This is a genomic window from Streptomyces sp. NRRL S-1813, assembly GCF_000719605.1.
Taxonomy (GTDB): domain Bacteria; phylum Actinomycetota; class Actinomycetes; order Streptomycetales; family Streptomycetaceae; genus Streptomyces; species Streptomyces decoyicus.
The window spans coordinates 56,843-80,426 of the sequence record NZ_JOHB01000020.1; the positions used below are offsets into that span (position 1 = coordinate 56,843).

Consider the following 23,584-nt stretch of genomic DNA (forward strand, 5'->3'; position numbering starts at 1 on the left):
GCGAACGGGGCGGCCCCGGGCAGGTCCGGGTCCGGTCGGGCGGACGCCGAGTGGGGTGCGCGGCGGGGCGGAGGGTGTGCGGGGACCGGTGCGGCCGCGCAGAAATATCTGTGTGGGCAGGCACGGGGTGCGGGGGCGCTGGGTAGGCTCCCATGTCATGGAGCATGAGGTGTACGTTCCGTTTCCCGTCGGGACCGTGCGGCAGGCGCTCAGTGAGCCGGAGCGGGTGGCGCGCTGTGTCCCAGGAGTCCAGCTCGACGCCGACGCGGCCCCGCGATCCCCGGTGGGCCGGCTGCGGCTGCGTATCGGAAGCTCCACCATCACCTATCGCGGCACGCTGACGGTCGGCGGCGCCGCGGACGACAGACCCGGCGACGCCGACGCCGCTGACGGCGGGGCCGCCACGGTGACCGTGGAGGCGAAGGGCACCGAGACACGGGGCGACGGGTCGGTCGCGCTGACCCTGGCCGTACGGCTCTCCCCGGCCGCCGAGCCCGGCCCCGGTACGACGCTGACCTGCTCGGGCACGGTCCACGGCGACGGCCGGCTCGCCGAGGCCACCGCTCACTCCGCCGAAACCGCGGGCCGCCGGCTGCTGGACCGCTTCGCGGAGAACCTGGCGGCCGACCTGCGGCAGCGGCCCGTGGAAGGGCAGGCCGGCGAGGACGGTCCGGACCGGGGCGCCGCCGAGGCGACCGCCCCGGGGGTGGGCGACACCGAGGTGCCGCCGTCGCCGGCTTCGCTCAGTGACGAGGACCCCGTCGGAGCGGCGGACACCGGTGACGCGGCCGATGCCGGCGAGGACCTCGACGCGGCGGACGCGGTCCACGCCGCGCACGATGCGCACCCCGAGCACGCCTACGGTCACGATGCGGACGACCTCGCCCCCGCCGAGGCCGCGCACGCCCGCCGGACGATGATCGGGCGCAGCGCGGAGGAGGTCGACCACGCCCCGCCGCGCGGGCGGTACGCACCGGTGCCCGCGCCCGAGCAGAACGGCACCTCCGCCACCCTGCGCTGGGCGGCGCCCGCCGCCGCGGTGGTGCTGGCGTCCGCCGTGGTCGTCGGCAGGATGCTGCGCCGGCGCCGCTGACCGGCCTCCGCCGGCCCCGGCGTTGACGGGTGTGGCGGGCGACGGCGGACGGTCATGGCGTTCCGCGCCGGGCCCGGCGCAGCCCGTAGGGTCGGTCCCGTGAGTACCGACAACACCCCGCAGAGCGCAGCGCCCACGCCGGCGCCGAAAGGCGTACGGCTGGCCGCGGGCGACACCGAACTGACCGTCCACCCGGACAACGGCTGCCGGATCGCCAGTCTCCGTGTCGGCGGTACGGAGCTGCTGCGGCAGGGCGCCAAGTACGGCTGTTTCCCGATGGTTCCGTGGTGCGGACGGATCGAGCACGGGCAGTTCCGCAACGGCGGCGAAGTGCATCGGATGCCGCTCAACGCCGCGCCGCACGCCATCCACGGCACCGGCCGCAACCTCCGCTGGCGGACGGCACGTTCGAGCGCCACGGAGGCGGTCTTCACCTACGACCTCGCCGATCCGGCGGCGCCCTGGCCGTACCCGGGGCGGGTGACCCAGCTCGTCGAGCTCGCCGCGGACGGTGGCTCGCTCACCCTCACCATGGGCGTCGAGACGACCGGCGACTCGTTCCCCGCGCAGGCCGGGTGGCACCCCTGGTTCCTGCGGAACCTCGGTGAGGGAGGCGAGGACGTACGCCTCGACTTCGCGCCCGAGTGGCAGGAGGAGCGGGGGGACGACCATCTCCCGACCGGCCGGCGGACCGTGCCGCAGCCGGGCCCCTGGGACGACTGTTTCGGCATGCCGCAAGGGGTCGAGGCCACGCTCACCTGGCCGGGCCGGCTGGAGCTGAAGGTCGCCAGCCGCGCCGAGTGGGTGGTGGTCTACGACGAGCAGGAGGCCGCGGTCTGCGTGGAGCCGCAGTCCGGACCGCCCAACGGCCTCAACACCCTGCCCCGCCTGGTCACGCCCATCGAGCCGCTGGAGATCTCCACGACCTGGAGCTGGCGGGGCCTCGCGCAGGACACCGCCTAAGCTCGTGCGCATGAGTGACGACGTGCGCGGCGAGCTGCTGCAACAGATCAAGGACAAGGCCGTGGTGCACGGCAAGGTGACGCTTTCCTCCGGCAAGGAGGCCGACTACTACATCGACCTGCGCCGGATCACCCTGGACGGCGAGGCCGCACCGCTGGTCGGTCAGCTGATGCTGGAGATCACCGCTGATCTGGATTACGAGGCGGTCGGCGGTCTGACGCTCGGTGCCGACCCGGTCGCGACGTCGATGCTGCATGCCTCCGCCGCGCGCGGCGGCCGGCTGGACGCGTTCGTCGTCCGCAAGGCGCAGAAGGCCCACGGTATGCAGCGCCGTATCGAGGGCCCGGACATCAAGGGCCGCCGGGTCCTGATCGTCGAGGACACCTCCACCACCGGCGGCTCCCCGCTGACCGCCGTCGAGGCGGCGCGTGAGGCGGGCGCCGAGGTCGTTGCGGTGGCAACGATCGTCGACCGGGGCGCCGCGTCGGCCATTGCCGAGGCCGGGCTCCCCTACATCACCGGCTACGAGCTCGGCGACCTCGGCCTGAGCTGAGTCCACCCCGGCCTGAGCCGAGTCCGCCCGACGGGCCGCTTCGGACCGGGAAAACCGCGCTGAGCTGCTGCTTTGCCGAGGGGCGGCTGGTTTCACGTGAAACCGGCCGCCCACACTGCGGGACAGTCGGCCGCGGGATGTGGAGCAAATCGCCGAGTCTGGGAAGATGTGCCTCGGCGAAGTCCTCGCCCCCTGGTCAGGGCCAAGAACGCAACCCGCACACACAAGGAGCGGACAGATGCCCATCGCAACTCCCGAGGTCTACAACGAGATGCTGGACCGGGCGAAGGCAGGAAAGTTCGCCTACCCGGCCATCAACGTCACGTCGACGCAGACGCTGCACGCCGCGCTGCGCGGGTTCGCCGAGGCCGAGAGCGACGGCATCATCCAGATCTCCACCGGTGGTGCGGAGTTCCTGGGCGGCCAGTACAACAAGGACATGGTGACCGGCGCGGTCGCGCTCGCCGAGTTCGCACACATCGTGGCCGAGAAGTACGACGTCACCGTCGCGCTGCACACCGACCACTGCCCCAAGGACAAGCTCGACGGGTATGTACGCCCGCTGCTGGACATCTCCGCGGAGCGCGTGGCCAAGGGCCAGAACCCGCTGTTCCAGTCCCACATGTGGGACGGCTCGGCCGAGAACCTGGCCGACAACCTGGCCATCGGCCAGGAGCTGCTCGCCAAGGCCGCCGCCGCCAAGATCATCCTTGAGGTCGAGATCACCCCGACCGGTGGCGAGGAGGACGGCGTCACCCACGAGATCAACGACGAGCTCTACACCACGGTCGACGACGCGCTGCGCACCGCCGAGGCGCTGGGCCTGGGCGAGAAGGGCCGCTACCTGCTCGCCGCCTCCTTCGGCAATGTCCACGGCGTCTACAAGCCGGGCAATGTCGTGCTCCGCCCCGAGCTGCTGAAGGACCTCCAGGAGGGCGTCGGCGCCAAGTACGGCCAGACCGCCCCGTTCGACTTCGTCTTCCACGGCGGCTCCGGCTCCACCCCGGAGGAGATCGCCACCGCGCTGGAGAACGGCGTGGTCAAGATGAACCTGGACACCGACACCCAGTACGCCTTCACCCGCCCGGTCGCGGACCACATGTTCCGCAACTACGACGCGGTGCTGAAGGTCGACGGCGAGGTCGGCAACAAGAAGCACTACGACCCGCGCAGCTGGGGCAAGCTGGCCGAGGCCGGCATGGCCAAGCGCGTCACCGAGGCCTGCGCCAACCTGCGCTCCACCGGCACCAAGATCAAGTAAGCGCGGGACGGCCGTTCACCGGCCGGCCTCGCTGCGCACAAGGGCTCCGCATCCGCCGGGATGCGGAGCCTTTTGTGTGCCGTGTGCCGTGCGCAGTCCGCTCGTGTCCCGGCTGTGCGCCCCGCCCGGCTGCGTGCCGTGCCGCGGTCCCTGCCGTACTGCGCAGGGCGGGCGAGCGGACGCGGATACGGGCATGCTCGCGGTATGAGCGAACCGAGTGCGCCCGGCGCGGTCCGGCTGGCCTCGGCACAGGGCCGATGGGTGCTGGCGACGGCCGTGCTGGGGTCCGGCATGGCCATGCTCGACAGCACCGTCGTCAATGTCGCACTGCCCAGGATCGGCGAGGACCTCGACGCGGATCTGGCGGTCCTCCAGTGGACCGTCACCGCCTACATGCTCACCCTCTCGTCGCTGATCCTGCTGGGCGGTGCCCTCGGCGACCGCTTCGGCCGGCGGCGGGTCTTCGTGATCGGCGTGGTGTGGTTCGCCGCGGCCTCGCTGCTGTGCGGGCTCGCGCCGAACGCCGGGGTGCTGATCGCGGCCCGCGCGCTCCAGGGCGTCGGCGGGGCGCTGCTCACCCCCGGCTCGCTGGCGCTGATCCAGGCCGTCTTCCACCCCGTCGACCGGGCGCGGGCGGTCGGCTCCTGGTCGGGGCTGGGCGGGGTGGCCGCGGCGGTCGGCCCGTTCATCGGCGGCTGGCTGGTGGACGGCGCCGGCTGGCGGTGGGTGTTCTTCCTGAACGTGCCGCTGGCGGCGGTGTGTGTGCCGGTGGCGCTGCGGCATGTCCCCGAGACCCGGGAGCGGGACGCGCGCGAGCGCCGCGGCTTCGATGTGCAGGGTGCGGTGCTGGGGGCGCTGGCGCTGGCCGGGGTGACCTATGGGCTGATCGCCGCGCCGGTCGGGGGCGCCGGGCCCGGCGTGATCATTCCGGCGGTGGCCGGAGTGCTGCTCGGGGTGCTCTTCGTCCATGTCGAGCGGCGGCGGAAGGACCCGATGCTGCCGCCTGCCATCTTCGGCATCCGGCTGTTCTCGGCCGTCAACGCGGTGACGGTGTGCGTCTACGCCGCGTTCGGCGGCTTCTTCTTCCTGGCCGTGCTCCAGCTCCAGGTCGTGGTGGGGTACTCGGCGCTGGCGGCCGGTACCGCGCTGCTGCCCACCACCGTGCTGATGCTGCTGCTGTCCGCCCGCTCCGGACAGCTGGGGCAGCGCATCGGGCCGCGGATCCCGCTCACCGTCGGGCCGCTGCTGTGTGCCGTGGGGATGCTGCTGATGACACGGGTGGGCCGGGGCGCCTCGTACTTCGCCGATGTGCTGCCCGCGCTGCTGGTGCTGGGCGCGGGGATGGTGACGCTGGTCGCGCCGCTCACCTCGACCGTGCTGGCGTCGGTGGACGTGGACCGGGCGGGCCTGGCCAGCGGTATCAACAATGCGGCGGCGCGGGCCGCGAGCCTGGTGGCGGTGGCCGCACTGCCGCTGCTGGCGGGCATCGGACCGGAGGCCTACCGCTCGGCCGACGCATTCGGCGCGGCCTTCCGGCGGGCCATGCCGCTGTGCGCGGGCATCCTGGTGATCGGCGCGCTGATCGCCCTGCTGACCGTACGCAGCAATGTCCTGCGCGCCGAACCGGGTGCCGAGCAGCCGTGCCGGGCGGAGACGACCTACCACTGCGGGGTGAGCGCACCACCGCTGGATCCGGGCGAGACGAAGACCCGGGAGCCGGAGCGGCTGCCGGGCGCCGGGGGGCCGGGACGGCCTGCCGAGGGGGCGTAGAGCACGCGGTGGCGGCCGGCCGAGGGGTTGTAGAACACGCCATGGCCGCCGGCCACCGGCCACCGGCCCGTATTCGTCATACGTCATCCGTCATCCGCCCGCCGTACCACCCGGGGCGGATGATCCCGGCCGCTCCCCACCCCGCCCCGACGACCAGGCAGACTGGGGACCATGGCCATTCACGAGAATCTGCTCGGGGGACCGCCCCCGACCCATCTGCCCGACGACCCGGAGCCCCGCGAGCTGCTCGCCGGGGGCGCGGCACCTTCCGACGTCGCCGCGAAGTACCCGACCTCCTCCCTGGCCTGGGCGCAGCTCGCCGACGACGCGTTCGAGCAGGGCCGCGTCATCGAGTCGTACGCCTACGCCCGCACCGGCTACCACCGCGGCCTGGACTCGCTGCGCCGGGCCGGCTGGAAGGGCCACGGCCCGGTGCCGTTCGAGCACGAGCCCAACCGCGGCTTCCTGCGGGCGCTGCACGCCCTCGCCCGCGCCGCCCAGACGATCGGCGAGCAGGACGAGTACGAGCGCTGCTCGACCTTCCTGCGGGACTCCTCGCCGACCGCGGCCGACACTCTCACCTGAGAGATCCGCCGCCGGTTCTCCCGCCGGGGAGCCGTCAGCTCTCCCGCCGGGGAGCGCCGGGCATGATCAACGGGCCGGCCGCGTGATCGCGGTCGGCCCTTGCGCGGTCGCAGTCCAGCACGGATGATTTCCAGTGGGCCGGGTCATCCCGCGCCCGAGGGGACCGGGGCTCCCGAGCCGACGAGGAAGGGGCGGACCGCTACCCGGTAGTTCGCACTTGAGGAGTCCCTCATGTCGCAGCCGTCTCCCATCGACCCCGTGGAGAGCGCGTCCACCGCACCCGCAGCGGGTTCGGTACCGGCCGACGCCGTCGAGCCCGACCCGCCGTTCGCCCCGGATCTCAGCATCGGCAGCAGCAGCACGACCCCGTACGAGGACTATGTCCAGGCGGGTGTCCTCACCCACCTCCAGCACCCGCTCTCCGACGACCCCGGCGAGATGGTCTTCCTGGTCACCACCCAGGTCATGGAGCTGTGGTTCACGGTCATCGTCCATGAGTGGAGCACCGCCGCCGAGGCGCTGCGCCGCGACGACCTGACGGTGGCGAGGGAGGCGCTGCGCCGCTCCACCTACGAGCTGGAGGCGCTGAACGCCGCCTGGAAGCCGCTCGCCCGGCTGACCCCGGCCCAGTTCAACGCCTACCGCAGCGCGCTCGGCGAGGGCTCCGGCTTCCAGTCCGCCATGTACCGGCGGATGGAGTTCCTGCTCGGCGAGAAGTCCGCTTCGATGCTGGTGCCGCACCGCGGCGCGTCGCGGGAGCACGCCGAGCTGGAGAAGGCCCTCCAGGAGCCGAGCCTGTGGGACGAGGTGCTGCGGCTGCTCGCGCGCCGTGGCCATGCCGTCCCGGAGGCCGTGCTCCAGCGGGATCCTGCGCTGCGCTACGAAGCGGACCCGGCCGTCGAGGCGGTCTGGGCTGGCATCTATGCGGGCTCGCAGGAGTGCGAACTCGTCGGGCTGGGCGAGGCGCTGACCGATGTCGCCGAGCTGGTCTGGCGCTGGCGCAACGACCACCTGGTGGCGACCCGGCGGGCGATGGGAGCGAAGATGGGCACCGGTGGCTCCGCGGGGGTGGCCTGGCTGGAGAAGCGGGCCCGCAAGAACGTCTTCCCCGAGCTGTGGACGGCGCGCAGCCATGTCTGAGACCCCGGATTTCCCCGACGTCGCCGGCCGCCACGAGCCCGCGCGGTCCCGTGAACTGACCGCGCGCGCCGCGGAGCGGGACGCCGCCGACCCGCTCGCCGCGATCCGCGACCGCTTCGTCCTCGATGCCGCGCCCGACCATGCCTCCGGCGATGCCGGTGTCTATCTCGACGGCAACTCCCTCGGCGCACTGCCCCGCACGGTGTCCGGCCGCATCGCCGATGTCATCGCCCGCGAGTGGGGCGAGCTGCGTATCCGGTCCTGGACCGAATCCGGCTGGTGGACCGCTCCCGAGCGGATCGGCGACAAGATCGCGCCGCTGATCGGGGCCGGGCCGGGCCGGGTGGTGGTCGGCGACTCGACCAGCGTCAACCTCTTCAAGGCCCTGGTCGGCGGCGTCCGGATGGCCGGCAAGGGCTGTACGGAGATCCTCGTCGACGCCACGACCTTCCCGACCGACGGCTATATAGCCCGGTCCGCGGCCCGGATGACCGGCCTCGCGGTGCGTCCGGTCGAGCCCGCGCGGATCGCCGACGAGGTCACCGAACGGACCGCGCTGGCGCTGGTCAACCACGTCGACTACCGCACGGGCCGGCTCAACGACCTGCCTGGCATCACCCACGCGCTGCACTCCGCGGGCGCGCTCGCCGTCTGGGACCTGTGCCACAGCGCCGGCGCGCTGCCGGTCGGCCTCGATGCGCACCACGTCGACCTCGCCGTTGGCTGTACGTACAAGTACCTCAACGGCGGCCCGGGTTCGCCTGCCTACCTCTACATCCGCGAAAGCCTTCAGGAGCGGTTCGAATCGCCGCTGCCGGGCTGGAACTCGCACGCGGATCCGTTCGCCATGGACCCCTCCTACACCCCTGCCGAGGGCATTGCGCGCGGCCGGGTCGGCACCCCCGACATCCTGTCGCTGCTCGCGCTGGAGGCGGCGCTGGAGGTCTGGGACGGGGTGTCCATCGAGGCCGTACGCACCAAGAGCCTCGCCCTGACCGACTTCTTCCTGGAGTGCGTGAACGCCTACGTACCGGCGGGCCGGGTCCGCTCCGTCACCCCGCACGACCATCAGCGGCGCGGCAGTCAGGTGTCGCTGGAGTGCTCCGCCCAGCTCTCCACTCCGGTCGAGCAGGGAGGTACCTCCACGGCCGCAGAGGTGATGGACGAGCTGATCCGCCGGGGGGTGGTCGGCGACTTCCGCCGACCCGACGTACTGCGCTTCGGGTTCACCCCGCTCTACACCTCCTTCGCGGACGCGGAGCGGGCGGCGTGGGTGCTCGGCGAGGTGCTGGGGGCGCTGCCCGACGTCGAGCCCGGGGCGGCCGGGACCGCCGGGTGAGCGTGGTGGACGAGGAGTCGGCGCTGCTGGGGCTCGCCCCAGTGGCGCCGGACCGGACGGTGGCCTACGGGCCGCATCCGGACCAGATCGTCGACCTGTACGTGCCGCGGGCGGCCGACGGCGCGCGGGCGGAGGCGTCGGGCGGCCCACTGGTCGTCCTCCTGCACGGCGGCTTCTGGCGCGCGGCCTACGACCGCCGCCATCTGTCGCCGCTCGCCGCCGACCTGGCCCGCCGGGGGCTGCCGGTCGCGCTCGCCGAATACCGCAGGGTCGGTGCGGGCGGCGGGGCGCCGCAGACGTTCGAGGACGTCACGGCGGGCCTCGCGGCCGCGGTGCGCGAGGTTCCCGGGGGCGGGGAAGTGGTCCTGGTCGGCCACTCCGCGGGCGGCCATCTCGCGCTGCTCGCCGCCGCCCGCCCCGGCACGCCCGTATCCCGCGTCCTCGCCGTCTCACCGGTCGCGGACCTCGCGCGCGCCCATGCGCTGGGCCTGAGCGACGGCGCGGTGGCCGGGCTGATCGGGCCCGGGCCCGGCCTCGCGGACCGTATTGCCGCGGCCGACCCGGCGTGCCGTCCGCCCGCCGGCGTCCCGGTCACGATCCTGCACGGCACCGACGACCCGGACGTCCCGCTCGACCTCTCCCGCCGCTACGCCGCCCGCAGCCCGGCCACCACGGACCTGCGCGAGCTGCCCGGCGTCGGCCACTACGCCCCCGTCACCCCCGGCAGCCCCAGCTGTCACACACTCATCGCATTCCTGCACACCACGTAGTACTTGAGGCGGACTCCGGTAGATCCCCACTGGTGGGGACGCCCAGGGGTCTGTCGTTGCTTACCGTTGTCAGCGTGAACGACACGACCCAGACGCAGAGCCACCTGCGCTCAGAGGCCCGGATAGCCCATGGCGCGCTGCACCGGCTGCGCCAGGACCTGTTCGTCGACGCCTTCGCCTTCCGTCCGATGCCGCCGCTGGAGGACGCCAAGGTGTCCCGGTGGCTGCCGTTCCTGCCGAAGCGGCTGCGGCACTGGGCGCGCTGGCTGCCGCACTTCGTCGTCGGTTTCTTCTCAGTGTGTGTCTTCCTGGGGAACATCACCGACAGCTCCGGGACCGGCACGCTGCGCGGCATCCTGGTCACCGGCTTCAGTGCGCTGGTCGCCGCCGGGCCGATGCTCACGCTCTTCCGCCCGGTGGGCGCCTACTGGCTGTCGGTGGGCGCGTTCATCGTGTCGGCAGTCACCTACGCGGCCCTCTCGTCTCCGTTCGCCAGCGTCGTCGGGGAGGTGGCCTTCCCGACCCACCTCGCCGTGATGGTCCTGGTGGTGCTGCGCACCCAGCCCCGGATGGCCATCGAGATGTGGCTGGTCACCTTCGCCACGGCGGTCGTGCTGACTGCGCTCCTCGGCAAGGACACCGGCGATCTGCCGCCGGTGGCCGTCTTCTGCGGTGTGGTGCTGGTCTCCGCCGCCGCGGTGCGTGCCTGGCGCGAGGAGCGCCGGCAGGTCGTCGAGACGCTGACCGCCACCGCGGAGGAGCGCTCCCGGCGCACGCTCCTGGAGGAGCGCGCTCTGATCGCCCGTGAGCTGCATGATGTCGTCGCCCACCACATGTCCGTGATCGCCATTCAGGCCGAGGCGGCGCCCTACCGCGTCAAGGACACCCCGCCCGAGCTCGCCACGTCCTTCGCGACGATCCGGGAGAACGCCGTCGCCGCGCTCGCCGAGCTGCGCCGCATCCTCGGCGTGGTCCGCTCCGCTGACCCGGACGCCTTCGCCGACGGCGATCCGGAGGCGCCGCAGCCGACGCTCGCCAGCCTCGACGCGCTGCTCGACAGCGTCCGCAGCGCCGGGCTGACCGTCGAGGTGGTGACCACCGGTGCGCCCCGGCCGCTGCCGCAGGGCGTGGAGCTGTCCGCGTACCGGATCGTGCAGGAGGCGCTGAGCAATGCGCTGCGGCACTCGCCGGGCGCCGATGCCCGGGTGGAGATCTCCTATGTGCTGGGCGGGCTGGGCGTACGGATCGTCAACGGTGCGCCGAGCCGCCTCGCCAAGCCCTCGCCCGGCGCGGGCCACGGGGTGCTGGGGATGCGGGAGCGGGTGCAGATGCTGGGCGGCGAGATAACGGCCGACAACACCGAGGACGGCGGCTTCGAGGTCGCGGCCTTCCTCCCGGTGACGAACACGACAGCGAAGAACACGTCCAGGGGGATGCGGCCATGATCCGGGTACTGATCGTCGACGACCAGGTGATGGTCCGTGAGGGCTTCTCGGTCCTGCTCAACGCCATGCCCGACATCGAGGTCGTCGGGGAGGCGGTCGACGGCCGCCAGGCGGTGCACAAGGTCGCGGTGCTCAAGCCCGATGTCGTGCTGATGGACATCCGGATGCCGGAGATGAACGGCCTTGAGGCGACCCGCGAGATCGTGGCCGCCGACGCGGACGCCAAGGTGCTGGTGCTGACCACCTTCGACCTGGACGAGTACGTCTACCAAGCGCTGCGCTCCGGGGCCAGCGGCTTCCTCCTCAAGGACGCCTCGGCCGGCCAGCTCGCCGAGGGCGTCCGCATCGTCGCCTCCGGCGAGGCCCTGCTCGCCCCCACCGTCACCAAGCGGCTGATCTCGGAGTTCTCCCGGCTGGGCACCCCGCGCGCCCCCGCCCAGGAACGCATCGCCGATCTCACGGAGCGCGAGACCGAGGTGCTGGTGCTGGTCGCCCAGGGCCTGTCGAACGGCGAGATCGCCGAGCATCTCGTCGTCGCCGAATCCACCGTGAAGACGCATGTCAGCCGCATCCTGGTGAAGCTGGGGCTGCGCGACCGCACGCAGGCGGCGGTCTTTGCGTACGAGGCGCGGTTGGTGACGCCCGGGGGCTGAGGCCGCCGCACCCCGAGGCCCCCCGGGGGCCGCCGGCAGGCGGGACCGGCGGCCCGGACCGGGGCCTTACGGCTGGAGAACCTCCCGCACCAGCTTCGAGGTCCAGGGGCACCAGATCAGCCCGGGGAGGAAGGGGCCGCCGGCCTCGTCCAGATGCTCCTCGACATAGGGCGTGGTGGCGTCACAGACCTCGATGGCGAAGTCGAAGAAGTCGATCGTGTCCGGGCGCAGATGGAAGCTCCAGCGCCAGTTGTACGGGGCGGGGCGCTTGTCGATCCGGCCGATGACATGCGGCTCCGAGCTGGACGCGCCGCTCAGCAGGTCCCGTGCATGCTGGATTTTCCGGGGATCGGTGAGCTTGATGACGAATTCCTCGCGGGTGATGTCCGTCATCACGAAGTAGGCCGCCGGCTCGGCCTGGGTGCGGTGTGCGGCGTCGCTCGCCTGCTTGCCCTGGGCGGGCCCGGCCGTCGCGACGGCGAGCAGTGCCGCCGCCGCGAGCATGCCGATCCTGGTGGTGATACGTCGCATGAACCCCTCCGGTGCCGCGGGTCGTGGTCACGACCGTGCGTACGGAAAGTAACGGGTCTGTCACCGAATGCTCCAGAGTTACTACGGGTTATCGCGCGGCCAGGTGAAATGGCGAAGGGTGACTGGCGCCCGGGAAATTTCTGTGCTGTATCCACAGCCTGTGGATACAGCGGGGTCGGTGCGGCGTCCCGCGCAGAAGTGCGCCGCCGGAGTCCGCTACAGCTCCGACGGCGCACGTATACGGGGGCGGCCGGCCGCAGGAGGGCCGGCCGCCGGGGGGTCAGCCGATGTCGCGCCGGCGCAGGCCCGCCAGGCCCACGAGGGCGAGCAGGGCGGAGAGGGCCAGCAGCCAGGCGAACGGGGCGGCGGTGGCGTCGGCGCCGGGGAGCTTGGGGAGGTGGCTGTACGGCGAGAGGTTCATGGCCCACCGGGGGAACTTGAGGGAGGGGCCGATCCAGCCGATGGCCAGACAGCCGCCGACCAGGGCCCAGACGGCGCCGGTGGCCTTCGGGAGCAGGCCGAAGACGAGGACCGCCAGCCCGGTGAGCGTCCAGACGGCCGGGACCTGGGAGAGGGCGGCGGCCAGGACCGGGCCGAGTTTGCCGCCGAGGTCGTCGGCCGAGAGGCCGTAGGCGACTCCCAGGCCCAAGCCGCCGGAGGCCAGGATGACGGCGGTGCCCGCGTACGCGAGGACCAGATGGCTGGCCGCCCAGCGCAGCCGCCCCACCGCGCCGGCCAGCACCGGCTCCGCGCGTTCGCCGGTCTCCTCACCGCGCAGCCGGAGCACCGCACCGGCCGCATGGAGCGCCGCGACCATGCCGAGCATTCCGGTCATCGTGGCCAGGAAGGCATCGGTCAGGCCCTGCTGACCGCCCATCCGCTCGACGATCTCGCGGGTCTGCCGATTGCCGCCTACCAGGTCGGAGGCGCCCTCGGCGATACCGCCGAAGACCCCGCCGGCGCACAGGAAGCCGAGCGTCCAGCCCAGCAGAGTGGTGCGCTGAAGCCGCCAGGCCAGCCCGAAGGGGCCGCTCAGCGAGCGGGGCGCGACGGCCGGTCCGGGGCGGGCGGGCAGAAAGCTCATGCCGAGGTCACGGCGGGCGGTCAGGGTGTAGGAGGCGACGACGGCCAGGGCGGTCGCCGCCAGGAAGAGCAGGACGATCCACCAGCGTTCGCCGGCGTACGGCCGGACGTTCTGCGCCCAGCCGATCGGGGAGACCCAGGTGAGAGGGGAGGTCGCCGACGGATCGGCGGCGTCGCCCGCGGCGCGCAGCGCGAAGGCGAGGCCGAGGACCGCGCCGGTCAGTCCCTTGGCCAGCCGTGCGCTCTCGGTCAACTGGGCGGCGACGGCGGCCAGGCCGGCGAAGAGCAGGCCGGTGCAGCCGATGGCGAGGCCGAGCGCGAGGGAGCCGGGGGCCGGCTGACCGGATCCGGCCAGCCCGCCCGCGATCATCAGGGCGAGCGCGGTGTTGGCGGCCAGGGCCGTCAGCAGGGCCGCGGTCAGTGGCGCACGGCGGCCGACCATGGCGGCGGAGAGCAGCTCCTGACGGCCCGTCTCCTCCTCCTCGCGGGTGTGCCGGACGACGATCAGCAGGCTCATCACCGCGGCGAGGACGGCGCCGAGGCCGGCCATCCGCCAGGCGACCAGACCGCCGACGGAGTCGCCGAAGACCGGTCCGTACAGCGCGCGCATGGAGCCGTTGCCGTTCATCGACGCGGCCAGTGCGGCGCGTTGGGCGGCGGTGCCGTAGACCGCCTCGAAGGACGAGCCCATGGCGGCGACGGCCGGCCCGAGGGTCAGCACCCAGGCCGGGATCATCACCCGGTCGCGGCGCAGCGCGAGGCGCAACAGGGCGCCGGTGCCCGCCAGGTGACGGGAGCGCGCGGCGGGTGCGGGGAGGGGTGCGGCCACGGCGGTCATCGTGCGACCGCCTCGTGGCTGCGGGCGTCGTCCTGGTAGTGGCGCAGGAAGAGCTCTTCCAGAGTGGGCGGGGTGCTGGTGAGGCTGCGGACGCCGGTGGTGCCGAGCGAGCGCAGTACGGCGTCGAGCTTGTCGGTGTCGACCTGGAGCCGGACGCGGTGGCCCGCACTCCCCCGGAGCGGCTGCGTGGACAGGCCGTGGACGCCGGGGAGCGTGGCCAGGCCGTTGGGCGGTCCGGCGAGTTCGGCGATGACCGAGGTGCGGGTCAGATGCCGCAGCTCTCCCAGTGAGCCGGACTCGACGGTCCGCCCCTTGCGGATGATGCTGATGCGGTCGCAGAGTGCCTCCACCTCGGACAGCACATGGCTGGAGAGCAGCACCGTACGGCCGCGGTCGCGCTCCTCGGCGACACAGCTCTGGAAGACCTCCTCCATCAGCGGGTCGAGCCCGGAGGTCGGCTCGTCGAGGATGAGCAGATCGACGTCCGAGGCGAACGCGGCGACCAGGGCGACCTTCTGACGGTTGCCCTTGGAGTACGTCCGCCCCTTCTTGGTGGGGTCGAGTTCGAACCGCTCCAGGAGTTCGGCCCGCCGCGCGCCGTCCAGTCCTCCGCGCAGCCGGCCGTAGAGATCGATGACCTCACCGCCGGAGAGATTGCGCCACAGGGTCACATCGCCGGGGACGTAGGCGATGCGGCGATGCAGCTCGACGGCGTCCTGCCAGGGGTCCTTGCCCAGGAGCCGGGCCGTGCCGCCGTCGGCGCGCAGCAGACCGAGCAGGACGCGGATCGTCGTGGACTTCCCGGCACCGTTGGGTCCGAGGAAGCCGTGTACCTCACCCGCCCCGACATGCAGATCGAGGCCGTCCAGCGCGTGGGTGCGGCCGAAGGACTTGTGGAGACCGTCGACCCGGATCGCGGGAGCGGGAGAGATTGCCTTGGTCACGCTTTGGAAGGTACGTTAATTTCACAAATTTGTGAAGTTAAGAAACCGTATAAAGTTGGGGTGGCTGGCTCTGATCAGGGGAGATGATGCGGACATGAGCGAGCAGCAACAGCGGAGCGCGAACCGGACCGAGGGCGCCCCCCAGGATCCCGGCGACGCCCGGCCCGAGGGCAAGCGTGACGACAAGCGCGACGACGAGGCGGTCTCACAGTTCGTCGAGCGGTTCGCCGCACAGCTGGTCGAGGCCGGTATGCAGCGGATGTCCGCCCGTGTCTTCGCCTGTCTGCTGGCCTCCGACTCCGGCGTGCTGACGTCCGCCGAACTCGGCGAGCGCCTCCAGGTCAGCCCCGCCGCCGTCTCCGGCGCGATCCGCTATCTCTCCCAGGTCGACATGGTCAGCCGGGAGCGCGAGCCGGGCTCCCGCCGCGACCGCTACCGCGTGCACAGCGACCAGTGGTACGAGGCCATGGCGCGCCGGAACAACATCCTCACCCGCTGGGAGGGCACCCTGCGCGAGGGGGTCGAGAGCCTGGGAGAGGACTCCCCGGCGGGCCGCAGGATGGGCGAGACGCTCGTCTTCTTCGAGTTCCTCCAGGCCGAACTCGCCGGGCTCTTGCAGCGGTGGCGCGAGCACCGCGACCAGATCCGGGCCGAGTACGACGCCGCCCGCTGAGGCGCGGCCCGGCGCTCACCCCCGCGGCAGCTGAAGCCGCCAGGCCTCCGGCTGGAGGGTCCACGTACGGGTCCTGACCGGTCCGCCGACCACCGCGTCCGCCCGGTAGTGGAAGTCCGCGCCGGACACCGTCACCGCCCGCGCCCGGGCCCGCACCGGCCGGCCCCCGCCCGGCCAGTGCACCACGACCTCGGCCAGCTGCCCGCCGTCACCGGCGCCGGACCACGGCCCGTCCGCCCGGTGCCGTCCGCCGGGCACCACCGACACCCCGCGCACCGGCCGGTCCAGATCCGCCAGCAGCACCCCGTCCGCCTCGATCCGCAGCCGCTGCTGCGGCACCCGGGCACGCCGCCCGCCCAGCCCCGCGGCCGGCGCCGCCAGCAGCGCCAGCGCCGTACGGGCGGTCCGCGCGGCCGGCTTCCACCACGGCCGGTGCCCGTCGAGGCCGCCGGTCAGGCCGTCGCGCCCCTCCATGGCATCCATCGGATCCGTCGGCGCCACCGAGGGGGCCGGCACCACCTCGATCCTGTGACCCGGCCGGGCCGCCTCGCTCCCGCAGGGGATCCGCAGGCCGCCGAGCACAATGCCGTCGCTGTCGTCCGAGAGCAGATCCATCGGCCGCTCCCCGCCGTCCAGGACGGCCCGTGCGGCAGCCACCGTGTCCGTGGGGATGCCCAGGGCGCGGCTCATCGCGACGGCGGCCGGCGCCCCGACCGGGACCATCGACAGCGGCACCCCGGCCAGCTCGCGTTCCTTGTGCAGCAGGCCCACCACCCGCAGCAGCGCCCGGTCGTCACCGATCACCACCGGCCGCCGGTGGCCGCGCCGGGCCAGGATCCGGGCGAATTCCTCCGGCCCGTCCGGGAGGCAGATTTTCGCCCCCGCGCCCGCGCACAGGACATCCTTCGCGATCCGCACGGACTCACCGTCCGTACTGCGGGCGACCGGGTCGATGACCACGAGCAGGGGGTACCCCCGAACGGAGTCCACGGGAGAGTGCCCAGAAGGCTGCGCCGACACCTCGGTCCTTCCTCAGGTAGCATCTCGGTGCAAGAGCCCCTTGCGCTATTGCGCCAGGGGCTTCGTCTATTCCGGGGCACCGGTCCGACGGCTCCAGCGATGACGTCCGCGTGCATACGCACGCCGACGCCATCCACGCACGTTGGACATGCCCCGCCCGGAAGGGGTGTACGCCTGTGCCCGCACTTGTGCTGCTCGGTGCTCAGTGGGGTGATGAGGGCAAGGGAAAGGCCACCGATCTGCTCGGTGGGTCCGTTGACTATGTGGTGCGCTACCAAGGCGGCAACAACGCCGGCCACACGGTCGTCGTCGGCGACCAGAAGTACGCGCTGCACCTTCTCCCTTCCGGAATCCTCTCGCCGGAGTGCACCCCGGTCATCGGCAACGGTGTCGTGGTCGACCCGGCGGTCCTGCTCTCCGAGCTGAGCGGACTCAACGAACGCGGCGTCGACACGTCCAAGCTGCTGCTCAGCGGTAACGCGCATCTGATCACGCCGTACAACATCACCGTCGACAAGGTGACGGAACGGTTCCTCGGCAAGCGGAAGATCGGCACCACCGGGCGTGGCATCGGCCCGACCTACGCCGACAAGATCAACCGTGTCGGCATCCGGGTGCAGGACCTCTACGACGAGTCGATCCTCATCCAGAAGGTCGAGGCGGCCCTCGAGGTCAAGAACCAGCTGCTCACCAAGCTCTACAACCGCCGCGCCATCGAGGCCGACCAGGTCGTCGAGGAGCTGCTGGGCTACGCCGACAAGATCAAGGGCTATGTCGTCGACACCACCCTGATCCTGAACAAGGCGCTCGACGACGACAAGGTCGTCCTCTTCGAGGGCGGCCAGGGCACGCTGCTGGACATCGACCACGGCACGTACCCCTTCGTCACGTCCTCGAACCCGACCGCGGGCGGCGCCTGCACCGGTGCCGGTGTCGGCCCCACGAAGATCAACCGCGTCATCGGCATCCTCAAGGCCTATACGACGCGCGTCGGCGCCGGTCCGTTCCCGACCGAGCTGTTCGACGAGGACGGCGAGGCGCTGCGCCGCATCGGCGGCGAGCGCGGTGTGACCACCGGCCGGGACCGCCGCTGCGGCTGGTTCGACGCGGTCATCGCCCGCTACGCCACCCGCGTCAACGGCCTGACGGACTTCTTCCTCACCAAGCTCGACGTGCTCACCGGCTGGGAGCAGATCCCGGTCTGCGTGGCCTACGAGATCGACGGCAAGCGCGTCGAGGAGCTGCCGTACTCGCAGACCGACTTCCACCACGCCAAGCCGGTCTACGAGATGCTCCCCGGCTGGTCCGAGGACATCACCAAGGCGAAGTCCTTCTCCGACCTGCCCAAGAACGCCCAGGCCTACGTCAAGGCGCTGGAGGAGATGTCCGGCGCCCCGATCTCCGCGATCGGCGTCGGCCCCGGCCGGGACGAGACGATCGAGATCAACTCGTTCCTGTCGTAGGGACACCGCCCAGGGGGGCCTGCGCGGTCCCCCGGCACAGCGCAGCAGGCAGCCGCGCGGCTACTTCACTCTGGAGTAGCCGCGCGGCTGTTTGTCGTCGCCCAGGAACTCGCGGTGCAGGGTGCCGTCGCCGGCCAGACTGAGCACGGAGGTGCTGCTCGGTGTGCAGCCGGGCGCGGCCAGGTCGACGACCGACGGGCCGACGGTCAGCTTGCCGCCCTCCGCCGCGTAGAGGTCGGCGTGTGCCGTGCAGCGGCCGCCGCGGCCCACGACGACGGTGCTGAGGACCTTGCTGCCCGCCGCGGCCTGCCTGACGGTCAGCTGCTGGCTGCCGTAGCCGTCGTCGTTCGGCCGCCGCCAGGTGCCGAGGAAGCCGGCCGGGACGGTGCCGTCGGCCGGGGCGACGCGGTGCAGGGTTGCGGTGCGCCCGGCTGCGGCCCAGGTCAGGGTGCCGGCGCCGCCCTCCTCCAGGGTGTGCTCGCCCAGCGCGGCGCAGCGGCCGGCCGGGACGGACCGGACGACCTTGGTGTCCAGGTGCAGTGCCGGGTGCCCGTCCTGCCGGGTGACGGACACCAGCTTGCCGTCGCTGCGGCATTCGTAGGTCGCCCCGAGGCTGGTGCTGTTGGCGACCACCTCGCCGACCGTGCCGTGGGTGATCACGAACCGCCGCTGCTGCCCGGTGGGCGTCCCGTCCCGCAGCACCGGCCCCGACCAGGTGCCGACATAGCGGGCCGGGATGTCGGACGCGCCGGCGTCGGCGTCCGCCCCGCCGCTCAGCAGCGGGACCGCGGCGGCGGCCGTGGCGGCCGCGACGACGGCCGTGGCGACGAGGGGGAGCCATCGACGGCGGCGGCGCCGCTCCGCCGCCGTGGGCGCCGGGGGCGGCGCGGTACTCGGCAGGGTCCTGGTGGTCAGCACCGTCGGCGGCTGGCCTCCGGGCGGGGTGTCGGTGTCCAGGAGGAGCACGGCGTGCTGCCCCAGGCGGGCGATCAGCTCGGCCGGCAGCCAGGGCGGGGCCGACGGGCCGCCGGGCACCGGCCCGAGACGCTCGGCGAGCTCCCCGGGGGCGGGCCGCGCCGCCGGGTCCTTGGCCAGGCAGTCCCGGATCAGGTCGCGGATGCCATCCGGCGTGCCCGCCAGTTCGGGGTCCTCCTGCGCGATCCTGAACATCACCGCATGGACGCCCGAGCCGAGGCCGCCGAACGGCTGCCGGCCGGTCGCCGCGTACGCCAGCACCGACCCCACACAGAAGACGTCGCTGGCCGGGCCGACGCGGTGCCCCTGGACCTGCTCGGGCGACATGAAGGCGGGCGAGCCGAGGACCGTGCCGGTGCGGGTCTGGGTCTGGTCGCCGACCGCGTCCAGGGCCCGCGCGATACCGAAGTCGATGACCCGGGGGCCGTCGATGGTGAGCAGCACATTGGACGGCTTGAGGTCGCGGTGCACCAGGCCGACGCCGTGGATGTCGAGCAGCGCGCTGGACAGCCCGTACGCCAGCCGCCGCAGCGAGTGCTCGGGCAGCGGGCCGTAGCTGCCGGTACGGCCGTACGAGCCGCCGACGACCTCGCTCAGCGTGGGGCCCGCGATATAGCCGGTGGCGACCCACGGCACCGCGGCCTCGGTGTCGGCGTCCAGCACCGGCGCGGTCCAGCGCCCGCCGACCCGCCGCGCGGCCGCGACCTCGGCACGGAAGCGGTCCCGGAACTCCTCCTCGGCGGCGAGTTCGGCCTTCACCAGCTTCACCGCGACGGTCCTGCCGCCCTCGGAACGGGCGAGGTAGACCCGTCCCATCCCGCCGCTGCCGAGACGGCTGAGCAGCCGGTAGTCCCCGATCCACTGCGGATCGTCGGCCGTCAGCCCCCGCAGGCCGTCCATCCGGGCGCCCTCCCCCGTCTCGTTCCCGTGCCTGAGGCGCGTTCCGGCAGCAGGCGTCCCCTGAGCGTAGGCGGCCGGGGTCGCGCCCTGGCCGACAGATCGTTACGACGGGAGAACGATCGGTCCATGACGGGAGAACGATCGGTCCATGACGGGGGAACGAACGGGGTGTTGACGACGGCCCCGCGGCTGGGGGCGTCTCCCCGAGGGTCTCTCCCCCGAGGGGTCGCTTCCCGACGGGCGTCTCCCTGACAGGCCTCTCACCGAGGGGCGTCTCTCCGAGGGGCCTCTCCCTCTCCCTCAGCCGCTCTTGCGGTACGACAGCGCCTTCCCGTCGGCGAAGGCGCGGCGCAGCTTGCCGTGCACCATCTCCAGAATGCTCGGCGATCCGGGATGGCAGCTGTCGGTCGGTCCGTTGAGGACGGTGGAGGGGCCGAGGCGGACCGGGGGGCCTGCGTGGGCCAGGGGGGCGGAGAACTCGCAGCGGTAGGACTCCCCGCTCGCCGTCATCGTCAGCACGGTGTCACCGGCCTTGCCCTGAGTGAGGGTGAAGCGCCGGACATCGCCGGTGGAGTCGTCGAGCGTCGCCTCCCATGTGCCGAGGTAGTCCGCGGGAATCCGCCCGTTCACGGAGTGCTGCCCCGCCCCCTGGGCCGTGCTGCCGCCTCTGGCACCGCTCTTGGCGTCGACCGACCGTACGCCGCTGTCGTCCCCGTTCAGCAAGGCGTACGCAGTGGCCGCACCGGACCCGGCGAGCACCAGTGCGACCGCGGTGAGCAGGGCGGTTCCGGCACCACGGCGGCGCCGGGGCGCGGCGGGCGGCGGGCCCGCGGAACGGTGGTGTGCGGGGGCGGCGTGGGGCGGATGCGTCGCCGATGTGTGGTCCGGTGCGGGCGCGACGGTGGTGGGCCGCGCATGCAGCCCGGGGTCCTCGGCGGCGGGCGGCGACGATGCCGCGGGCAGTGCGCCGGCCGGGCCCGTGGCGCCCGGGGCGCGCTCCCCGTTCTGTGGGTTCTCCGCCTCCAGCAGTTCCACGGCGTGCCGACCCAGCCGGACGGTCAACGCCCCCGGCAGCCACGGCTCGTCGTCCGCGCCCGGCCCGTCCCCGTCACCGCCGCCCTCCGCCTGCGCCACCAACTGCGCGGGCGTGGGCCGCTGTCCGGGGTCCTTGGCCAGGCAGCCGGCGATCAGCTCGCGCAGCCCCTCGGGCAGCGCGGAAAGGTCGGGCTCCTCATGGGCGATGCGGTACATCAGCGTGTGCGCGATGCTGTCGGCCGTCCCGAACGGCTGCCGTCCGGTCGCCGCGTACGTCAGCACGGACCCGAGGCAGAAGACGTCGCAGGCCGGGGTGAGCGGTGCGCCGCGCACCTGCTCCGGCGACATGAAGCCCGGCGAACCGACCGTCGCGCCGGTATGCGTCACGCCACCGACGAGAGCCCCCAGGGCCCGTGCGATACCGAAGTCGATGACCCGCGGCCCGTCGATGGTGATCAGGACATTGGACGGCTTGAGGTCGCGGTGGATGATCCCGGCGGTGTGGATCGACCCCAGCGCACGGGCCAGTCCGGCGGCCAGGATCCGTACCGTCCGCTCGGGCAGTGGGGTGCCGCCGCCGACGACCTGTTGCAGGGACGCGCCGGCGATATAGCCCGTGGCGACCCAGGGGGTCTCGGCCTCGGTGTCCGCGTCCAGCACGGGCGCGGTCCACTCCCCGCCGACCTGCCGCGCGGCCCGCACCTCCCGCCGGAAGCGCGCCCGGAACTCCTCCTCGCCGGCCAGCTCCGCACGCACCAGCTTGACCGCGACCGTCCGGCCGCGATCCGAACGGGCCAGGAACACCCGCCCCATGCCACCCTCGCCGAGCCGCCCGATCAGGCGGTAGTCCCCGATCCACCGCGGATCCTGCGCACCCAGCGGCCTCAGCCATCCGGGCTGTTCCCCCCGCCCCGGCCACCCCTGCTGCTCCGCCTGTCTCGGCTGTCCTGGCTCTTTCACGATCCGTCGCCCTTCCCCCCGAGTCCGCCCTGCGGGCGAGGAAGCACAGGCGCACACGGGCTGCCCCCGGCCCCTCCCTCCAGGGTGAGGATATCGAGGGCTCCTCGGCGCCCGGCAGACCGTGCCCCTCTCACGCCTCCGTGCCGGACAACTCGTCAAGCGCTGCCGACAGTTCCTCCAGCGCCGCCGTGACCCGGTGGAAATCGCCCGGTCCGCCCAGCTGCTCGCCCAGGCGGGCGGCGAACTCCGCATGGAAGGGGGTGATATGGGCGATGGCGGTCCGGCCTTCGTCGGTGGGGGCCAGAAGTTTGGCGCGACGGTGCGCGGGGTTGGGACGGTATTCGGCCAGACCACGGTCCACCAGAAGGTCGGCGATGCGCTGCACGCTCTGGCGGGTGATGCCCATCGCGCGGGCGATACCGGCGACGGGGAGCGGCTCGGGCAGTACGGCGCCCAGGACCTGCCACCAGGCGGCGGTCAGTCCGGCCGGGCCCGCGAGCCCGTCCGCGACGGAAAGGAACTGGCCATTGAGCCGGAAGACGGCGAGGGCGGTACGGCTGAGGAGTTCGGGGACGCGGGGTTCGCCGGGCCGGGACGCGGAAGGCCCGGGCGCGGCGGGCCGGGGCACGCTCATACGGTTCCGGCCCCCGCCCCGGCCTCGGAGCGGGCCGCCTCCGCCGTCATCAGGAGGGGGAAGGCGGTGGCGTCGGAGTGAGCGAACAGGCGGTACCAGGCGTCCAGCACCGACGGCTCCATGACGTCGAGTTCGGCGAAGATCTCACGGGCGAAGGCCACCGGCTCGGTCGGCCCCGCGGTGATGAGGCCACCGTCGCGCACCGCGGCGGCCTCGCGGTAGTGGCCGCCGCCCCGGTAGTGGGGCTGCACGGCGAGGTACGGGGCGGCGCCGCTGGTGTGCGGACGGTCGTCCAGCAGGCCCTCCCGGGCAAGTCCCGCGGTCGCGCCGCAGATGGCGGCGACCGGCACCCCGGCCGTCAGGAACTCGCGGGCCTTGGCCGCGAACGGCATCAACTCCTCCCCGGCGTCCCACAGTTGGGCGCCGGGGAGGATCAGCAGCGCACTGTCCTCGGGGCGCAGCGCGTCGAGCGCGAGATCGGGGACGATCCGCTGCCCGCCCATGGTGGTCACCGGCCGGCCGGTGGCGGCGGCGACGGTGATCACGCCGTACGCGTCCTGCGACGGGCGGAAGTAGCTGCCGCTGCGGAGGTGGCCGACGGCGTGACCGCACTCCCAGTCCGCGAGCGTGTCGTAGGCGGCGATGTGCACGGTGCGGGGGGTCATGAGCGCTCCTCGGTCGGCGGCGGCGGAAGGCCCGGCTGCTGGTCCCTGGGTCTCTATGACAGCATCCTGTCCCTTCGACAGGATGCTGTCAATGCCTCGGGAGGGGGCGGGGGTGTCCGGGAGGCCTTCCGGGCGGCGCTCCGGTTGCCCCTTCGGGCCGCCGGTGGCCGGGACGCAACGGTGATGGATGTCTGTTTCCGCGTCCCGGAACTTTCCCGGGGCGCGGAACGTCGTACGCGTACCTCGCCACCACGGCAGCCGTACGCACACCGCGAACGCACACCTCGTACG

General features: G+C 72.9%; 21 protein-coding genes. 13 read left to right on the forward strand and 8 right to left on the reverse strand.

Translation table 11 applies throughout. The annotated features are described in order from the left end of the window. Nucleotides 1–157 precede the first annotated feature (157 nt). The 11 genes from IF67_RS0124955 (at nt 158) to IF67_RS0125005 (ending at nt 11,572) form a co-directional block, all read left to right on the forward strand. Nucleotides 158–1,093: an SRPBCC domain-containing protein gene (locus IF67_RS0124955; protein WP_030989227.1), complete on the forward strand. Its 936-nt coding sequence runs from the start codon at nt 158–160 to the stop codon at nt 1,091–1,093. A gap of 99 nt (nt 1,094–1,192) precedes the next feature. Beyond that, entirely contained in the window at nt 1,193–2,056 is an 864-nt protein-coding gene (locus IF67_RS0124960) for an aldose epimerase (RefSeq protein ID WP_030989229.1), read from the forward strand. A 10-nt stretch (nt 2,057–2,066) separates the two neighbouring features. Continuing rightward, complete coding sequence (gene pyrE, locus IF67_RS0124965) at nt 2,067–2,609, forward strand: orotate phosphoribosyltransferase (RefSeq protein WP_030989231.1); 543 nt, start codon at nt 2,067–2,069, stop codon at nt 2,607–2,609. Between the two features lie 238 nt (nt 2,610–2,847). Next, entirely contained in the window at nt 2,848–3,870 is a 1,023-nt protein-coding gene (fbaA, locus tag IF67_RS0124970; protein WP_030989237.1) for a class II fructose-bisphosphate aldolase, read from the forward strand. Nucleotides 3,871–4,074: 204 nt separating this feature from the next. Continuing rightward, on the forward strand, nt 4,075–5,640 hold the full coding sequence (locus IF67_RS0124975; RefSeq protein WP_037839813.1) for an MFS transporter: 1,566 nt from the start codon (nt 4,075–4,077) through the stop codon (nt 5,638–5,640). Nucleotides 5,641–5,811: 171 nt separating this feature from the next. Further along, the gene (locus IF67_RS0124980) at nt 5,812–6,225 is read left to right on the forward strand and encodes a DUF3151 domain-containing protein (RefSeq protein WP_030989242.1); all 414 of its coding nucleotides are present in this window, start codon (nt 5,812–5,814) and stop codon (nt 6,223–6,225) included. A 231-nt stretch (nt 6,226–6,456) separates the two neighbouring features. Further along, nucleotides 6,457–7,365 carry a tryptophan 2,3-dioxygenase family protein gene (locus IF67_RS0124985; protein WP_030989243.1) on the forward strand — a complete coding sequence of 303 codons (909 nt, stop codon included), beginning with the start codon at nt 6,457–6,459 and terminating at the stop codon, nt 7,363–7,365. Continuing rightward, complete coding sequence (kynU, locus tag IF67_RS0124990) at nt 7,358–8,704, forward strand: kynureninase (protein ID WP_030989245.1); 1,347 nt, start codon at nt 7,358–7,360, stop codon at nt 8,702–8,704. The genes IF67_RS0124985 and kynU overlap by 8 nt, the downstream gene beginning before the upstream one ends. Next, nucleotides 8,701–9,474, forward strand: a complete 774-nt coding sequence (locus IF67_RS0124995; protein ID WP_030989246.1) for an alpha/beta hydrolase — start codon at nt 8,701–8,703, stop codon at nt 9,472–9,474. The genes kynU and IF67_RS0124995 overlap by 4 nt, the downstream gene beginning before the upstream one ends. Before the next feature lie 122 nt (nt 9,475–9,596). Then, nucleotides 9,597–10,919, forward strand: coding sequence for a sensor histidine kinase (locus IF67_RS0125000; protein WP_078889623.1), 1,323 nt, complete (start codon nt 9,597–9,599; stop codon nt 10,917–10,919). Continuing rightward, nucleotides 10,916–11,572, forward strand: a complete 657-nt coding sequence (locus IF67_RS0125005) for a response regulator (RefSeq protein ID WP_030989251.1) — start codon at nt 10,916–10,918, stop codon at nt 11,570–11,572. The genes IF67_RS0125000 and IF67_RS0125005 overlap by 4 nt, the downstream gene beginning before the upstream one ends. Before the next feature lie 66 nt (nt 11,573–11,638). Here IF67_RS0125005 and IF67_RS0125010 read toward each other — a convergent pair whose 3' ends face one another. The 3 genes from IF67_RS0125010 to IF67_RS0125020 all read right to left on the reverse strand — a co-directional run bounded on the left by IF67_RS0125010 (nt 11,639) and on the right by IF67_RS0125020 (nt 14,968). After that, complete coding sequence (locus IF67_RS0125010) at nt 11,639–12,103, reverse strand: hypothetical protein (protein WP_030989253.1); 465 nt, start codon at nt 12,101–12,103, stop codon at nt 11,639–11,641. Nucleotides 12,104–12,383: 280 nt separating this feature from the next. Beyond that, nucleotides 12,384–14,024, reverse strand: a complete 1,641-nt coding sequence (locus IF67_RS0125015) for an ABC transporter permease (protein ID WP_030989259.1) — start codon at nt 14,022–14,024, stop codon at nt 12,384–12,386. Further along, entirely contained in the window at nt 14,021–14,968 is a 948-nt protein-coding gene (locus tag IF67_RS0125020) for an ABC transporter ATP-binding protein (protein ID WP_030989261.1), read from the reverse strand. Before IF67_RS0125020 ends, IF67_RS0125015 begins: the two co-directional genes overlap by 4 nt. 94 nt (nt 14,969–15,062) lie before the next feature. Here IF67_RS0125020 and IF67_RS0125025 point away from each other — a divergent pair, with 94 nt between their 5' ends. Continuing rightward, a complete protein-coding gene (locus IF67_RS0125025; RefSeq protein ID WP_030989262.1) occupies nt 15,063–15,641 on the forward strand; it encodes a GbsR/MarR family transcriptional regulator in 579 nt (192 codons plus the stop codon). A 15-nt stretch (nt 15,642–15,656) separates the two neighbouring features. Here IF67_RS0125025 and IF67_RS0125030 read toward each other — a convergent pair whose 3' ends face one another. Next, a complete protein-coding gene (locus IF67_RS0125030) occupies nt 15,657–16,631 on the reverse strand; it encodes an acylglycerol kinase family protein (RefSeq protein ID WP_234341314.1) in 975 nt (324 codons plus the stop codon). A 206-nt stretch (nt 16,632–16,837) separates the two neighbouring features. Here IF67_RS0125030 and IF67_RS0125035 point away from each other — a divergent pair, with 206 nt between their 5' ends. Then, nucleotides 16,838–18,124, forward strand: a complete 1,287-nt coding sequence (locus IF67_RS0125035; protein WP_030989269.1) for an adenylosuccinate synthase — start codon at nt 16,838–16,840, stop codon at nt 18,122–18,124. 60 nt (nt 18,125–18,184) lie between these two features. Here IF67_RS0125035 and IF67_RS44365 read toward each other — a convergent pair whose 3' ends face one another. The 4 genes from IF67_RS44365 to IF67_RS0125055 all read right to left on the reverse strand — a co-directional run bounded on the left by IF67_RS44365 (nt 18,185) and on the right by IF67_RS0125055 (nt 23,293). Then, nucleotides 18,185–19,999, reverse strand: coding sequence for a serine/threonine-protein kinase (locus IF67_RS44365; RefSeq protein WP_030989270.1), 1,815 nt, complete (start codon nt 19,997–19,999; stop codon nt 18,185–18,187). 300 nt (nt 20,000–20,299) lie between these two features. Further along, complete coding sequence (locus IF67_RS0125045; RefSeq protein WP_030989271.1) at nt 20,300–21,922, reverse strand: serine/threonine-protein kinase; 1,623 nt, start codon at nt 21,920–21,922, stop codon at nt 20,300–20,302. Nucleotides 21,923–22,124: 202 nt separating this feature from the next. Continuing rightward, a complete protein-coding gene (locus IF67_RS0125050; RefSeq protein ID WP_030989272.1) occupies nt 22,125–22,628 on the reverse strand; it encodes a MarR family winged helix-turn-helix transcriptional regulator in 504 nt (167 codons plus the stop codon). Beyond that, nucleotides 22,625–23,293 (reverse strand): DJ-1/PfpI family protein, encoded by a 669-nt coding sequence (locus tag IF67_RS0125055; RefSeq protein WP_030989274.1) that lies wholly within the window; start codon nt 23,291–23,293, stop codon nt 22,625–22,627. Before IF67_RS0125055 ends, IF67_RS0125050 begins: the two co-directional genes overlap by 4 nt. Nucleotides 23,294–23,584: the final 291 nt, after the last annotated feature.